Annotated in this window: 9 protein-coding genes; all 9 read left to right on the top strand. The window is 43.1% G+C overall.

The features are described from left to right. The first annotated feature begins 9 nt into the window (after window positions 1–9). The 9 genes from BQ7997_RS14120 to BQ7997_RS14080 all read left to right on the top strand — a co-directional run bounded on the left by BQ7997_RS14120 (window position 10) and on the right by BQ7997_RS14080 (window position 16,849). Entirely contained in the window at window positions 10–1,704 is a 1,695-nt protein-coding gene (locus BQ7997_RS14120) for a RagB/SusD family nutrient uptake outer membrane protein (RefSeq protein ID WP_097677807.1), read from the top strand. A 28-nt stretch (window positions 1,705–1,732) separates the two neighbouring features. After that, window positions 1,733–3,157: a DUF5013 domain-containing protein gene (locus tag BQ7997_RS14115; protein WP_159436768.1), complete on the top strand. Its 1,425-nt coding sequence runs from the start codon at window positions 1,733–1,735 to the stop codon at window positions 3,155–3,157. A 70-nt stretch (window positions 3,158–3,227) separates the two neighbouring features. Further along, window positions 3,228–4,772, top strand: coding sequence for a family 43 glycosylhydrolase (locus BQ7997_RS14110; protein WP_083589244.1), 1,545 nt, complete (start codon window positions 3,228–3,230; stop codon window positions 4,770–4,772). Window positions 4,773–4,845: 73 nt separating this feature from the next. Then, the gene (locus tag BQ7997_RS14105) at window positions 4,846–6,411 is read left to right on the top strand and encodes a family 43 glycosylhydrolase (protein ID WP_083589243.1); all 1,566 of its coding nucleotides are present in this window, start codon (window positions 4,846–4,848) and stop codon (window positions 6,409–6,411) included. Window positions 6,412–6,424: 13 nt separating this feature from the next. Continuing rightward, a complete protein-coding gene (locus tag BQ7997_RS14100; protein ID WP_159436767.1) occupies window positions 6,425–8,143 on the top strand; it encodes an alpha-1,3-galactosidase-related protein in 1,719 nt (572 codons plus the stop codon). Between the two features lie 21 nt (window positions 8,144–8,164). Next, on the top strand, window positions 8,165–9,292 hold the full coding sequence (locus tag BQ7997_RS14095; RefSeq protein ID WP_073346959.1) for a glycoside hydrolase family 43 protein: 1,128 nt from the start codon (window positions 8,165–8,167) through the stop codon (window positions 9,290–9,292). A 5-nt stretch (window positions 9,293–9,297) separates the two neighbouring features. Then, window positions 9,298–11,037, top strand: coding sequence for a right-handed parallel beta-helix repeat-containing protein (locus BQ7997_RS14090; RefSeq protein WP_073346958.1), 1,740 nt, complete (start codon window positions 9,298–9,300; stop codon window positions 11,035–11,037). Window positions 11,038–11,050: 13 nt separating this feature from the next. Next, entirely contained in the window at window positions 11,051–12,790 is a 1,740-nt protein-coding gene (locus tag BQ7997_RS14085) for an alpha-1,3-galactosidase-related protein (protein WP_159436766.1), read from the top strand. Window positions 12,791–12,859: 69 nt separating this feature from the next. Beyond that, window positions 12,860–16,849: a hybrid sensor histidine kinase/response regulator transcription factor gene (locus BQ7997_RS14080; protein ID WP_073346956.1), complete on the top strand. Its 3,990-nt coding sequence runs from the start codon at window positions 12,860–12,862 to the stop codon at window positions 16,847–16,849. Window positions 16,850–16,934: the final 85 nt, after the last annotated feature.

The following is a 16,934-nucleotide window of genomic DNA, read 5'->3' as shown; positions in this document are numbered from 1 at the left end:
AAATTCTGAATGATGAAAAAGTCAGTATATATTATAGCACTTACCTCTTTATGCTTGTTAGGCAGCTGTGACCTCGATAGGGAGATACAAACGGACATCAGTCCTCAGTATGCTTATCGGAACTTCGATTATACCATGATGCGGGCAAATGGACTGTACGGACCGTTACTGCGTGGATTTAAGTATATAGACGATGCAATGATGGCATCTGCCACAGATGAGGCTGAATTTGTTGTACAGTGGGCTAATGTACAGAACTTCAATCAAGGTTCGTGGAGCGAACGGTTGAATCCGGACAATAAGTGGGGGCATTATTTCGATGCTATACGCAGATGTAACCTGTTTCTCGAGAATTGTGATAATGTAGACTTCGACCAATGGAAGATGGATCCCGACGAGAATCAGCAAATCATATACCGTAAGAACCTGGCCAAATTGGAGAACCGGAAAAAAGAAGCGCGTTTCCTACGTGCATTCTATCATTTCGAACTGATGAAGCGCTATGGTGGCATTCCGGTGATGGATCGTACTTACTCTTTGAAAGACGATTATACAGTGTTGACCCGTCGCCCTTTGCAGGATGTAATCGATTTTATAGTCGGTGAATGTAAAGAACTGGCAGGTGATGAAGGGCTTCCGGTAAGTTATGAAGAGAATCTTGATTACGGCAGAATAACCAAAGGAGCCGCTCTTGCATTGAGAAGTCGTGTATTGCTTTATGCGGCGAGTGATCTTTATAACAATTCTGCATGGACAAAAGGTTATGAACATCCGGAATTGATTTCACTTACTGGAGACAGGCGTACTAAGTGGGCGGAAGCTGCACAGGCAGCCAAAGATTTGATTCTGATGCCCGAATCACCTTACTCGCTTTGTAATGATTATAGCAAAATAGGGAAGGATGCTAATATTTCCGAATTGATACTGTTCAGGATAGAAAGCCAGTCTAACGACTTGGAAAGAATTAACTATCCGATTGGTTATTTGGGAGGAGGTACAGGGAATATGCCGTCCGGTAATCTTGTAGATGCTTATCAGAAGTCAAACGGAGAAATGTTTGACTGGACTAAGTTGGCAAATGATGCTGATCCCTATGCCGATCGCGATCCGCGCCTCAAAATGAGTATCATCACTAATAACGATACCTATAAGGGGCGTCCGGTAGAAATATGGGAAGGTGGTAAAGATGGGCAGCCGATTGAAAGAAGTACCCGTACCGGATACTACTTGAAGAAGTTTTTGGATGAAAATATCAATTTGCTCGAGAATGGTACGTCTGTTCATGTGTGGCCTTATTTCCGGTTGGCAGAGATTTATCTTAACTATGCGGAAGCTTTGAATGAATGTGATCCGGGAAATGCTGATATCAAGAAATATGTTGATATGGTACGCGACCGGCAGAATGTAAAAATGCCCGGAATGACAGTCACGGGGCAGGAAGATGTCCGTGAATTTATTCGTAACGAACGCCGGGTGGAATTGGCATTCGAAGATCATCGTGCATGGGATGCCCGTCGCTGGATGATTGCAGATAAGGTGGAGAACCTGAAACTGAGAGGAGTAAGAGTTACTAAATCTCCAACAGGTTTCGTCTACCAACCCAATGAAGTAGAAACCCGAGTCTTTGAGCCGAGGATGTATTTCTATCCCATTCCTCTGAATGAAATAAATGTGACCGGCTGGCCTCAAAACCCGCTTTGGTAATAGTGAACCCAGATAAAATCAAATGAAGATGAAAAAGATAGGTAAACAGATATATGGTATTTTTCTCCCTTTGGGCATCATCCTGTTTTTGTATTCGTGCGAATACAAGGAGATAGCAGACGCTGACTACCCTCAGCAGAAAATATATCTAACGACGGCTTCTTACGGAGTTTATGATGTGAACACTCCGCCTGCTTCTGAAAATGAGGCTTATCGCTTTAAACTCGACTTCGAGAACGGCAAGTTCATCATACCTCTAAGTGTTTCACGCGGGGGGATGGACAAAGGAGGTGAAGTATGCGTGAATATCTTTGTACAGAATGATACGATAGCCAAAATGGTGGAGGCGGAGACGCTTAAGTATGTGGATGAAAGCGGCAATGTACGAGAAGTCAAAGTGCTGCCTGAGGGAAAATACACTTTGCCGTCCGGAGTATCGATCCCATCCGGAGAAGATACAGGTAAGTTCACATTGGATGTTGATTTTGATTTCCTCGAAAGCAATATTAATGAACTATTTGCTATTGCCATTCATATCGACAGCCAGGACAGGGAAGTTTCGAAAGGCTTGAATACGACAGTTGTAGTGATAGATACCAAATTTATGGAGGTGGTTTCCTCATTCACTTACAAGCAGGATGACGCCAATCCAAATCGGATTATATTTACCAATACATCCAATGGGGCAGTATCTGTTTTGTGGGATTTTGGAGATGGAGCTACTTCGACAGAGATGAATCCTACACACGTCTATGCAACGAAGGGACGTAAGATGGTAACTTTGAAATCGACGGGAATACTAGGAACAGGTGATATGAAAGAAGGTAAGGTGGAAATATGGGATAAAAAAGGTGTCACCTGGTTCTTCCCCAACGGAGTACGTCCTTTCCAGAATGATGGTGTTTTCGTGGGTCCTTTCAGTACGCTGAAGGATTGGAATATGAATTCAAACGTACGTTATATCACTGAGGGGTCTATTTCAGTAGGAGGCTGGGGACCGGGTGATGATGGTATCATCCATATGGAGCCTTCTCCATGGCCTGATGGTGTGAAAGCAAGCAATGCTCATATCTGGTGTACCAAGAAGCTGCCGCGTGGAGAATACTATGTTAATTTCAATGTTGGTGCAAGCGGTATAGAACCCAATGGAGTGTCAGAGGGAAGCCCTTGTTTTTTGAATTTGAATTTCATCGCTGTGAAAGGAAATACAATGCCCGATATTACGGACATCGACAATAATCCCAATGTATTGGGTGGACTCAAGTTCCGTAAAACAGCTGAAGAAACCGGATATAAGAACTGGTATATTCAGGAGAAAAGTTGGGAATGGGATTTTAAGTTTACGGTGGAGGAGGAAATGGAAGTATCTATCGGCTTTGTTGCCAGCTTCGGAAGAGCATCTTTCTTTCGTATCTTCAATATCAATCAGTTCAACCAGTTGGCTTTTGACTAGATGGAAGCAAAAGGTCTCCGCCTGCTGACTAATGCAGGTGGAGATAATAATTATTAAAACATAAAGAAAGATGTTCAAAAGAGTAATATGTTTATTGGGGGTGTTAACCTTGTTCACTCAGTTTTCGATAACCAGTGCACAGAAAGACGGCACTTCTCATATGGAGAGGCGTTATAAGGCGGACACGGGAAGGGGGACTTTTCTTAATCCGGTGATGTGTGGTAATTATGCCGATCCTAGTGTGATACGCGACGGTGAAGACTATTATATGACTCATTCTTCGTTTACTGATATGCCGGGGCTTACTATTTGGCATTCCCGTGATTTAGTGAATTGGGAACCCGTTGCACATGCTCTTAATAAATTTGTAGGTAGCGTTTGGGCTCCTGATATGATTAAGCATAAAGATATCTATTATATTTATTTCCCGGCAAATGGTAAGAATTATGTGGTAACGGCAAAAGATCCGCGTGGCCCTTGGAGCGATCCGGTTGACTTGAATATAGGTGAGATAGATCCCGGACACGTTGTTGCACCTGATGGAAAACGCTACTTGCATATGTCGGGCGGCAATATCGTCCCGTTGTCTGATGATGGGTTGAGTGTAACGGGTGAGATGATACATATTTACGATGGCTGGAAGTTTCCTTCCGACTGGATTGTAGAATGTTTCTGCCTCGAATCTCCTAAACTGACGTATAAGAATGGCTGGTATTACCTCACTTCCGCTCAGGGTGGAACGGCAGGACCGCCCACTAGCCACATGACTATTTCCGCACGTTCTCGAACTCCCTTCGGACCATGGGAAAACAGTCCTTTCAATCCTATTATCAGGAATACCCGCCGCGATTCTAAATGGGTTTCTACCGGGCATGGCACATTGGTTGATTCTCCGGATGGTAAGTGGTGGATTATGTTCCATGGTTATGAACGGGAAAACCGTACTATCGGTCGCCAGACTCTACTATTACCGATAGAATGGACAGAAGACGGTTGGTTTCGCGTACCGAACGGGGTGGATGTAGATCTTCCGATTAAAAAGCCTCAGGGTACTGCGGTGCAACATGGTATGCAGCTTTCAGATGATTTCCGAGGAACGGTATTGGGGCGCCAGTGGTCGGTCATAGAAAATGCTGACAAAACAAAATTTACTGTTGCAGATAATGCTTTGAATATAAGATGCGATAGTAAATTTCCTTCCGAAACTTATCCTTTAGTGTTGATGCCACAGAATAATTTTTATGGAATAGAGGCTGAGATAATAGCTCCGAAAGGTACTGAAGGTGGACTGGTATTTTATTACAACCAACGCTACTATGTGGGTATGTCATTGGAAGATGGAAATGTATGTATGCTTTTTCCGCATGGTGGTAAGTCGAAGTTTGCCGGAGGTTTGGGTGAACATGTGTGGCTGAAGATTGTCAATGACCATCACGACTTGCTTTGTTATTGGAGTATCGACGGGAAGGAGTGGACGAGAGCCGATTTTGTTCGAGATTTGTCCGGTTTCCACCATAACGCATTGTCGGATTGGGGAATATTACGTCCTGGGGTATTTGGTTCGGGTAAAGGAATGGTCAAGGTAAAAAGTTTCAGATATACAGGTCTAGATTAGGTAATTAATTCAAGTTCAGCAAGTGCTTTCTCTGAAAGGAGTTGGAGTGCACTTGCTGAATGTAAAAATCAGGATGATGAAAAGTAAAATGAAGTTTCTATCAGCAGTCTTTCTGACGCTTGTTGTAGCAACACATATTAATGCACAGCCACAGCAGTCGGACAGAATGATAACGGTCACTGAGAATTCCTGGCAGGCAGATCAGGGTGACGGTTATTATATGAATCCCATTCTCAAGGGCGATTGGGGGGACCCGACAGTGCTGCGTGTCGGTAAAGATTATTATATGACTAATCATACGGCTACTCATAGTACCCCCAGTATGCTGATATGGCATTCGCGTGATTTGGTGAATTGGGAACCGTTGACGTACGCTTTGACCGAAGATTTTGGAACTCCCGTATGGGCAGCTGATTTCATTAAGCACGGTGAACTTTATTATATCTATCTACCGGTTCCGGATCGTGGGACTGTGTACGTAATTACGGCCAAAGATCCTGCCGGACCATGGAGCAAACCGGTAGATGTGGGAGTATCCGGCATCGATCCCGGACACATCGCCACACCGGATGGCAAGCGGTATCTCCATGTAGATGCAGGATATATGGTAGAGTTATCCTCCGATGGCTTGAAAGCTGTTACCCCTAAGAAAAAGGTTTATGAAGGATGGCAATACCCGAAGGACTGGATTGTAGAATGTTTCTGCCTTGAATCGCCCAAATTGACTTACCGGAATGGTTGGTATTATATGACAGTGGCGCAGGGAGGGACTGCGGGACCTCCCACAGGACACATGATTACCACCTCCCGTTCGCATACTCCTTACGGGCCTTGGGAACATAGCCCTTACAATCCTATAGTTAAAACATCCGATCGTTCAGCGAAATGGGCTTCGATGGGACATGGTACACTGATTGATACTCCGGAAGGGGAATGGTATATCATCTTTCATGCATACGAAAATAAACTGCGCAGCATGGGGCGGCAAGTGCTGATGCTTCCTGTGGAGTGGACAGCAGACGGTTGGTACAAAATACCCGAAGGGGTTGATCCCGCCGGACGAATAAGAAAGCCGGTAAACGGTAGCAAAGTCGGTACAATGATGAGGTTATCGGATAATTTTGGAGAAGATAAACTGGGACTCCAGTGGAAACTTATTAAAGGAGACAGTCGTAAGAGAGTGACTGTCGGTAGTGGCTTTCTTCAACTGAAAGCGGAAGGTAATTCACCATCAGACAGTCGGCCTTTGGTTATAGATCCGGTGAATGATTACTATCAGGTAGAAGTAACTGTGCAATCCTCGGAAAAAGTACGTAGCGGACTCATTCTGTATGCCGGAATCAATGATTATTTGGGACTTGAGGTGGATGGTAATACACTATATCGTCTTGCCGGAGGAGATTATCATCGTGAAAAGATTGCCGATGTAAATTGCGGGGACGTAATTCGATTCAGGCTTTCCCAAGATCATGGTGATTTACTTTATTGGTATAGTAAAGATGGGGGAGATACATGGAAGCGTGTCGATTTTGTCAATAATCTGACTAGTTTTGGTGGAATGACCATACGGCCCGGTATTTATGCTTTGGGAACAGGGAGTGCTATTTTCAGAAATTTCTCGTATAAAGGAATCAAATAAGATGAAAAAGAATGTGATAACAAGAATTCTTACCGTGTCACTTGCTGTGCTTTTCTGTATGGCTTGTACATCTGTTCATAAACAAGGCGAAACGGTTGATGCTTCTGTTTTCGGGCTGAAACCTGATACTGGTGAAGATGCTTCCGGCTTCATACGCAAAGCATTGGAGTATTGTGCCGGACATCGCGTGGCAAAGCTTATCATTGAACCGGGAAGATATGATTTCTATCCAAAACAGACCTTTGAGACATATCTGTTTATTAGTAACAATCATGACGGTTTGAAAAGTGTTGCTTTCCTGCTCAAAGGAATGACGGATTTCGAAATTTCGGCTTCCGGAGCACAATTCGTGTTTCATGGATATACCTTGCCTTTTGTGCTAGAGAATTGCCGGAATGTAAAGTTAACCGGTTTCTCTATTAATTTTGCTAGAACCTTTCAAAGTGAAGGAGAGATTCTGAGTGTGGGAAATGGTAAACTGGAAGTCTCTTTTTCCGAAGAATACCCGTTCAAAGTGGAGAATGAACGTCTGAAGTTTTATGATGAAACAGGGAAAATTGAATATCCGTTCGGTAATCTGTTAGAGTTCGATCCTATACGTAAAGAAACTGCTTACATGGCACGGGATTATTATATCGGTAATAATCTCAAAGCCGAACAGACCGGACCATGTAGTGTCCGTTTGCACATTCCCGATATTCAGGGCACACCGGGAAACAAAATGGTTTTTGCTCCTAATCATCGCTTAGTTCCCAATATTGTAGCACATCGGTGTGAAGACATTGAGGTAGATAACATAACAATGTATAATAGTGGTGGCATGGGATTCATTGCTCAAATGAGCAAGAATTTGACTGTTCGTAAAATGGTAGTGACCCCGCCTTCAGGTAAGGTCGTGAGTTGTACTGCTGATGCTACCCATTTTTCCAATTGCACGGGAAAGATACGGATCGAAGGCTGTCTGTTCGAGAACCAAATGGATGATGCCACCAATATACACGGAATTTATATGCGGATTAAGAAGAAAATAAACCCATATAAATTACTTGTGCAACTGGTTCATCATGAACAGTTAGGAATGGATATATTTAACCCGAAGGATTCTGTCGAGATGGTAGATGCAAAAACTATGGTTACTTATGCACATGCTCAAATAGACTTGGTGAAACGGCTTAATAAAGACTTCACAGAAATTACCTTTTCCGACAGGTTGCCGGAGAATATAAAGATAAATGATGTTGTCGGTGCTACGGTAACCCCCGCTATTGTTCTGCGCAATACCGTTTGTCGACGAAACCGTGCAAGGGGAGTCTTGTTGGGGTCGCGCACCAATATATTGGTAGAGGGATGTACATTTCATATCGGTGGAGCGGCAATAATGACGGGAGGTGATTCACAATACTGGTTTGAACAGGGTGGAGTAAGCAATATGACCATACGCAACAATATATTCGATAACTGTATGTTCGGTAACTGGGGGAGGGCAATTATCTCGATGGATGCGGGAAAAGAACCGGAACCCGCAGATGTACCTCGTTTCAACCGGAATGTGTTGGTGGAGAATAATGAATTCCGGTTGGTCGATTCCCGGATAGTGAGTGCCGTTTCGGTGGATGGATTTGTGTTCAGAAATAATAAAATTATCCGTTCGGACGATTACCCGTTCTCCTCACGACAGGTAGAACCTTTCATTATGGAACGGTCTGTTCATGTAGACATTGAGAAAGAATAATAAACTAAACAAAATCTGATTATGAAAGTATTAAAGGCTTCTACATTACTGGTTTCATGCCTGTTTGGCATTATTCTCTTTACCAGTTGCAACAATGCTAAAGGCGAGAAAAATGAAGAAGGACAATCACAGACACAGCTGCCTTTCACGTACCAGAATCCTCTTCCATTCTCGTATCCCTATTTCAACGGGCAAGAGGAGCAGATAAAAACCGAATTGCGTGACCCGTGTATTATGCGTGACGGAGATACATATTATCTTGTATATACTCATTTTCCGTTTACTCATCATACTAGCCGCAATCCCGCGTTGCCGGACATGAATTCATCTCCGGGTATCAGGCTTTACTCATCGAAGGACCTCAAGAACTGGAAGTTTGAAAATTGGATTGTCAAGTCGAGTGAGCTACCGGAAGACTGTCCTTATAAACATCGTTTCTGGGCTCCTGAATTACGCAAGATGAATGGTAAATATTACATTATATTTTATGCTGATAATTGGATAAAAGATGAATATAATGTGCGTGGTGAAATGGGATATGTCGGATTTGTCGGTGTAGCAGATAAACCTACCGGTCCTTATGAATATATTACCTGGCTTCCCGGTTCGGGGTGTGATACACATCTCTTTGCTGATACGGATGGCAAGTTCTATTCGGTAATGCCCTTTAGCGATACATTTGTTCAAGAAGCCGATCTGTCGGGTATAAAGAAGGGGGACATTAAGCTGGTGGGCGAGCGACGGAAGGTGGTGAACAGGGATAATGCCGATATCGGTCTGTCTTTCAGTCCCGACTATATGGAAGCCCCGTGGATGATTAAGCGAGGAAACAAATATGTTCTTTTCACCGGTTCACCTTATAAGAAGGAACAAGAACCGGAGAATAACAATAGTGGACTTACTACCGGTTATTGGGTGGGAGTATCGATGGCTGATAATATTTGGGGACCTTATGTGAAGCAGCCACAAATTTTCTTGGGCGGGCATATTGCCGTATTTACCGGACCTGATGGAAAAGAATGGTTCTCTTACCGTGGCGAATCGGGTGGTAAATCACAGGGAAAACTCTGTATTGATCCTATCCCTTTCGGGGAAGATGGAAGTCTCCGGCCATTTACTCCTTCTACTGAAAAAATCACTATAAAATAAAAGCGATGAATTTTTATAAATATTTGGTGGTAGCGTGCTATGCTTGCTGTTTTTTGTCTGTACTTAATGCACAGGAACTGAAAGTGCAGGAAAAAGACTTTGCTGATATAGTTTATGAGTCTCTGCGTACAGGAGAAAAAGAAATCAGTATTCCGGCAGGAATCTATTATATGGCATTGGAAGGAGGAGAACCGCTTCATTTAAAAGGACTTTCCGGAGTAGTCATCGATTGTAATGGTTCGGAAATAATTACCAGAAAGGCTTCGCAAGCTATACAAATTACAGAATGTGAAAATGTAGTGCTGAAGAATCTCAGTATAGATTGCCAACCCCTTCCCTTTACACAAGGCACGATTGTCAACATGGACAGAGAACGCCGTATGTGGTGGGAAGTAGAGATTATGGCAGGGTATCCGATGGAAAGTTTGCTTACCACTGTACCCGACCGCATACAGGTATTTGACCCTGCCACCCTTACACTTCGTAGGAATCTCTACACTTATTGGCGGGGAAACTTTGCCTCTGTAATACGTGTCGGTGACCGTCGTTTTCGCTTTACAAAGAAAAATTTCAATGCCGACTCTAATGAGCAGGTAGGAGACTATCTGACGATGACATTGGAAAGTGGGGCGGGTACGCGCCCTCATTCTATTGTACAGTACAAATCGAAAAAGGTACATTTGGAAAATGTCACTATATGGTCGGGCAACTGTTTTGGCTTTTTTGAAGACCAATGTGAAGCAAACTCTTATCACGGATGTGTTATAGACCGCAAGATGAATGACCCTCGTGTCTCTTTCCCGCGCCTGAGAGCTATCAACGCAGACGCTTTTCATAGTAAGGCAGCAGTGGTAGGACCTACTGTAACCAATTGTATCTTCCGTTACCATGCGGATGATTGTATTGCCATTAATACAAGTTTCTATAAAGTGATGACCGCTAAAGGAACTATTGTCGACGTTGTTTCATCTGTCGGTCAACTTAAGATGAGGCCGGGTGATACACTTCGTTTTGTGAGATACGACGGAAGTATTGCAGGTGAAAGTGTATTGCTGAAGATGGAAACAGCCACCGACTTTTCGCAGCAAGACCTCGATGCAGTCAACAGTAAGTATCATTTTACGGTAGATAAACGTAAACATTCCGATGTCACTCGTTTGACGTTGAGTAGTAAAGTTGATGTCGATAATGGTGGAGTAGTCAGTTCTCTCACAAGAGGAGGAAATGGTTTTATACTTCGCAATAATATATTGGGGCATACACGTGCCCGGGGTATTCTCATTAAAGCTTCTAACGGAGTGATTGAGAATAATGAAGTAGTAGGCTGCGAGTTAGGAGGAATCGTTTTGGCACCGGAACTGGTTTGGCTGGAGGCGGGATTTTCCCACAACGTGCTTGTACAGAACAACCGGATTATCGATTGTATGTTTGCCAATTCATCTTATGGTATCGAACAGGCAGCTCCATTATGTGTGGTAGCTATCAATGCCCGTAATGAAGTGGTTCCGGCAGGAGGTTTCCGGCAGATTTGTGTGCGGCACAATACTATCATTAACAGTCCGGAGCCTGCTATGATATTTACCTCTATAGTTGGAGGAACAGTGGAACACAATACAGTAGTGGTGAGTGATAGCATTCGTAGAACACATGGGCGGATATTGAAAAATACCCAAGCTGGTACAGTATGGCTGATAAATAACAAGAATTTGGTTTACAAGGATAATTTGATTAAGATAAACAAATAAAGGCAAGATGATAATGAGAACAAAGATAATGTTGATAGGGGCACTCCTTTTTGTGTGGAGTGTTTCCTGTTTGGGAAGTAAAACGGTCAATATACTCGATTATGGGGCTTCATCTGGTGGCAGTGATTGTGTACAGGCTTTGCAGAAAGCGCTTGAAGAGTGCCGGCATTATCCGGGGGCTACTTTGTTTTTTCCGAAAGGGGACTATCATTTTTATCCGGCCTATGGGAAAGATAAGTATGTTTTTGTCAGCAATAACGACGAAGGCTTGAAGCGTGTAATATTCCTGTTGGAGGATTTCAGGGAGTTGACTATTGAAGGAGAAGGTTCACAGTTCGTGTTTCATGGATTTGTGAATCCCTTTATTGTGGAACACTCTTCGAACATTCTCTTTCGTAATTTCTCGATAGATTGCAGTCGTTCTTTCCATTCGGAATCTATCATTCTTGCCAATCACGCCCGTGGTATTGATATAGAGATACCGGAGAACTATCCTTACCGGATTAGTAATGGGGTACTTCTGTTTACAGACGGACAGGGTGAGGAACAACGGAAAACCACTGTAAGTAAGGTGAGCGTTTACCCCTATGGCTCTCTACTGGAATATGATCCGGTGAAGAAAGAAACTGCTTATATGGTGCATGATTATTATCTTGATGGCAATCCGTTGCCTGCCGACTCATTGGGAGGCCGCAGAGTTCGGGTATATCTTGACGGTCTTACAGGAATACCCGGCAATGTGATGACTTTTGCTCCGTCTCATCGCAATTATCCGGGTTTTATCCTGACCGACAGCAGAAATATAAAGTTCGAAGAAGTGACAATATACCATTCGGGTGGAATGGGAATAGTGGGACAACGAACAGACAATGTGTCTGTTCTTCGTTGTCGGGTCACTCCGTCCGAAGGGCGGTTGGTAAGTTGCACAGCCGACGCGACTCACTTCTCCAATTGTACAGGTAAGATTGAACTGGGGAATAATCTTTTTGAAAATCAGAAAGATGATGCTACCAATATACACGGTATTTATGTGCAGATTGTTGCCGTTGAAGCGCCGGATATAGTCGTTGCTGAACTCAAACACAGCCAGCAATTCGGTTTTGACTTCCTGAAAGAAGGGAAGGAAATAGAAATAGTAGGCGGGAAGAGTCTTATCACTAAATCAAGAAATAAAGTGCTCGAAGCGGAACGTATAAATAAAAGCCTTACCCGTATAAAGCTCACTGAACCTTTGTCTGTCGGTGCAGGAGTGGGTGATGCAATCGCCGAGATACGTGCCTATCCGGAAATACATATTTATGGGAATACTATTCGCCGGAACCGCGCACGCGGTATGCTGCTCAACTGTCGTGGTAAGACAGTGGTGGAGAACAACTACTTCCATAATCCCGGTGCAGCGATATTGTTCGAAGGGGATGCTAGTTTCTGGTTCGAGCAGGGAGGGGTAAGTGATTGTGTGATTCGTAACAATATCTTTGATAACTGTCTTTATGGAGTTTGGGGAGAGGCTGTGATAGATGTTGCCGCTGGTATTCATGAAGAATGTGAGAAAAGTCGCTATAATAAGAACATACGCATAACGAATAATACTTTCCGTACATTTGATAAAGGATTGTTACTGCATGCCTATGGAGTGGACGGATTGTTGTGGAGAAACAATAAAATAGAGAGAACGGCGGACTATCCTCCGGCAAGAACCTATGAATCTCCTTTCAAAATCAGCGATTCCGACCATATTAACATATGGGAATAACCGGAACAGGGGGGAATTTATTATATTTACCGCCAGGAAAACATAGCTCATTTTATAAGTAGACTTTCAATGAAACCTCTTTATCGTATTATCCTGCTGATGACAGCAATTATCACTAGCTTTTATGTTTCTGCCGATAGTCAGGGACAACTGAAATTCCATTCCCTCAGCGTGAATGACGGACTTTCACAGCATGATATTACCGATATCGTGGAAGATTCATTCGGCTTTATCTGGATTGCTACTTATGATGGTCTGAACCGTTATGATGGCAAGCGGATACGTATTTTCAGGCATAGTACAGGCGATGAGAATTCCTTGTCGGGGAATCGTATCATGTGTATTATGGAAGATTCGAGGCGTCGCCTGTGGATAGGAACCGACGGATATGGTATTAACTATTACTCTTTGGCAGAAGAACGCATTGTGCGGGTAAAAACTCCATCAGACTGCAAAGTTATCTATTCTTTTGCCGAAGATAAGAATGGGAATATATATGCAGGAACTAACAATGGACTTGTTCGTATAGACGAAAATGGAGATACGGCAGAATTGCTGCAACTTCCTATTGCCGGCTTGATGGTTTCCAATATTGCAACGTTAAAAAATGACTTGTATATCTCCACAGAACAAGGTATTTGGACTTTTGACGGCAAAAAGTGCGAACTGCTAAGCTCCATACCTCAGGATAATTATGTTTTCGTAGAATCTGACGGGAAAGAAAATATATGGTTTGCGACTCGGGTGAATGTAATCAAACAGACGCTTCCGACAACTTCCGGCGAGAGCAAAACATTCGATATAAGAGTGAACAACGTTATTCGTTCGCTTCATTATGACCATTCGGGACAACTTCTTGTTGGAACTGAAACGGATGGTATTCTTACCTATGATGCCCGGAATATGTCGCTCTTAGATTCGGTGGTGGCTCGGGCAGACGATCCTCGCGGATTGAAATCGAATTGTGTCACTGCATTACTGGTAGATGCGCAGCGTATTATGTGGGTGGGAACCAACTCCGGTTTTTATTTTACCAACCTTGATGGCTTGCCTTTCCATACTTTTCCCCAGGATGGAGGAACCGGGCAAATCGGCTTTATTTATGCGGGAAAGAATTATGTATATGTCAGTCGGGGAATAAAGGAGAGTATCTGCTATCTTTCTACTCCGGAGGGATATCAGTCTGTTCCCGCTTGTCTACCGCTTGATATGAAGAAGGTAGTTGGGATTGGCGGAAGAAATTATATCGCAACAGGTTCCGGCATTTATATTCAAACTTCCGCCGATAGCCATGCCTATGTCCCTTATACACTCAGTACACGTAATGAAAAAGGACGTTCGAATCTCTATACATCTTTGGTTGTTGATGATTTTGGTAATAAGTATATAGGGACCTGGCGCGGGTTGATTATTGAAAAGATGGACGGGCGGACAGATTGGGTTGATTATTGGAATACCAAAGCGGAAGTATTGCGCAATGAAGGGATATACGACCTTTATTATGATGCCCGTTCAAAAAGCGTATGGGTAGGTACTGTTTCGAGCGGGCTGTTTAGAATTAATCTTGATGCTTCCGGTGATATACTAGGGTTACAAAATTTCAGCGTGACGGCTAATGGTAGTTTTTACATCCCCTGCAATCAGATATGGACTATCTTTTGTTCTGCCAGCGGCACTTTGTGGTTGGGGACGGATGCAGGATTGCTACGTAAAAGCAGTGACAATGAAAGTTTTGAGCATATACAGAACGAAGAAATCCTTGATAAGAAAATCATGTCTATCCAGGAAGATGCTGCTGGAAATCTTTGGATGGGGAATACACAAGGGCTTATCAAATATTCTCCTTCCACCAATCTGGCTCAGCGTTTCACCTATGACGATGGGCTACAGTCCAATACCTTTACCGAAGCCTCTTCCAAATCGGAGGAAGGTATTCTATTTTTCGGTGGACTGAATGGAATAAATTGGTTCAGTCCTACCGAGATTATTCCGAATAATCCCCCTGCTCATATCCTGTTTACCGGATTTATGGTGAATAATGAGTATGTTACCCCACTTGTGGAAGGGCATAATAAAGTACTGCTCGACACCACTATTAATATGAAAACGTCTTTGACGTTGGCCTATTTTCAGAATGATTTTACACTGGAGTACACTACTGTTCCCTTTTACAGCATACAGAAATACAGAACTAGATATATGCTGCAAGGAATGGATAAAGACTGGGTGAATGCTTCACATACCGATATGATAGTATGGTACAAGAATTTGCCTCCGGGGAATTATACATTTATCGTAGAGGGTTACGATGCCAATGTAGTGGGCAAAGTAGTGTCACGCGCTATAGATATTTGCATAAAACCTGCTCCGTGGGATACATGGTGGGCATATCTTTTATATTCCGTAGCTTTCCTTTCCGTTGTGTTCATCGTGTGGCGCGTTTATGATCGTCACCGGAAATTGAAATATCAGTTAGAACAAGATAAATCACTGTTGGAACAGGAAGAGAAGATGAATGAGATGAAGCTGATGTTCTTCACTGACATAGCTCACGAGTTTAAAACACCTCTTTCACTGATTGTAGGGCCGGTCAATGACTTGGTGGAGAAGGGGCCGGCAGATGAGGAACAGAATTTCCGCTTCAAAGTTATTTCCCGAAATGTTCGCCGTATGATGTTTTTGGTGAATCAGTTACTGGATTTCAGAAAGATAACGAAAGGACGTTATTCACTTAGAGTGGCAGAAATGGATCTTGCTGCGTTTGTCCGTCAAGTGGCAAAAGCTTTTGCGTGGGAAGCCGGTAATGAACAGGTGAACTTTAATGTGAATACTCCCGAAGAATTGATTTGCTGGTTCGATCCCGATATTATCGAAAAGGTATTGTACAATATACTGTCCAATGCTTTCCGCTATACTAAAACCGGAGGAATTGTAGAATTGATAGTCCGTAGCGTATGGAAAAACGGCCAGTTAGTTGCCGAGATAGCTGTGGCGGACAACGGGCCCGGTATAGCCGACGATATGAAGCCGCATGTGTTCGAGCGTTTCTATCACGGTACCAGCCGTTATTCCTCAGGCATTGGACTACATCTGAGTGACACATTGATGAAAGAACATCATGGCGAAATTAACATTGCCGATAGCGTTTACAACGGTGTGGAGTTTATCATCAGCTTTCCCGGACTGGCCGATGCTTATAGTGAGAAGGAGTTCCAACCTTATCAGGAAGAAAAACAGATGTGGCTTTCTGAAGAAATGATTTCAAAAGAAGAAATGGCCGGTGCTTCCGCAACCGATTCGAGAGATAAACTCCTGATTGTGGAGGATGATATGGATCTTCGGTTATATCTGCGAAAATGCCTTGAATCACGTTATATTATTTCCGAAGCCCGCAATGGGGTAGAGGGACTCCGGAAAGCATTGGAGATTGTACCTGATCTGATTGTCAGCGATGTGATGATGCCTGAAATGGATGGTCTGGAGATGTTGCGGAAAATAAGGGAGGAAGAATCTCTGTCGCATATCCCTATTATTCTGCTGACTGCGAAAACAGATATTGATAATCAGACAGAGGGTTTTGAAGCAGGAGCTTTCGACTATATTTGCAAACCTTTCAATACCAAGATACTTCTCAAGAAAATAGAAAACTTTATCGAGCAACAAACCGCGTATAGAAATCATATTCTCACCGGAAAAGTTGTGATGGAGATAGAGACAAACTTTACTTCTTATGACCGTAAGTTAATGGACAGGTTGAACACATTGATCGAGGACAATCTGGATAACAGTGAAATGACAATCGACTTCTTAAGCAAGGAATTGGGTATCAGCCGTATGCATTTGCACCGGAAAATCAAAGGTATCACAGGAGAAACTTCTACTTCTTATGTAAACCTGATCCGGATGAAACATGCCCGTAAACTGTTTGACGATGGATGTGACCGCGTACAGGAAGTGATGGATGCTGTTGGCATCAGTAGTAGTTCTTATTTTAATAAATTGTTTAAAAGCTACTATAATGAAACCCCTTCGTCTTATCTAGCGAAAAGAAAGAAGTAAGACATTTTCTCTTATAGAGAAAAGTGCTTCACGGAAGAGTCGAATTTTAACTGGCTTTAAATAAGAACCATGTGTAAGTTTTTTT

It is taken from the genome of Bacteroides congonensis, from assembly GCF_900130125.1.
Classification (GTDB): Bacteria; Bacteroidota; Bacteroidia; order Bacteroidales; family Bacteroidaceae; genus Bacteroides; species Bacteroides congonensis.
The sequence above is the reverse complement of the archived record's forward strand: the minus strand, read 5'-3'. Positions and strand labels throughout refer to the sequence as shown.

Coding starts and splice junctions, on each gene's coding strand:
- BQ7997_RS14120 (WP_097677807.1), top strand. CDS start 10: ATGATGAAAAAGTCAGTATATATTATAGCACTTACCTCTTTATGCTTG.
- BQ7997_RS14115 (WP_159436768.1), top strand. CDS start 1,733: ATGAAAAAGATAGGTAAACAGATATATGGTATTTTTCTCCCTTTGGGC.
- BQ7997_RS14105 (WP_083589243.1), top strand. CDS start 4,846: ATGATGAAAAGTAAAATGAAGTTTCTATCAGCAGTCTTTCTGACGCTT.
- BQ7997_RS14095 (WP_073346959.1), top strand. CDS start 8,165: ATGAAAGTATTAAAGGCTTCTACATTACTGGTTTCATGCCTGTTTGGC.
- BQ7997_RS14110 (WP_083589244.1), top strand. CDS start 3,228: ATGTTCAAAAGAGTAATATGTTTATTGGGGGTGTTAACCTTGTTCACT.
- BQ7997_RS14090 (WP_073346958.1), top strand. CDS start 9,298: ATGAATTTTTATAAATATTTGGTGGTAGCGTGCTATGCTTGCTGTTTT.
- BQ7997_RS14080 (WP_073346956.1), top strand. CDS start 12,860: ATGAAACCTCTTTATCGTATTATCCTGCTGATGACAGCAATTATCACT.
- BQ7997_RS14085 (WP_159436766.1), top strand. CDS start 11,051: ATGAGAACAAAGATAATGTTGATAGGGGCACTCCTTTTTGTGTGGAGT.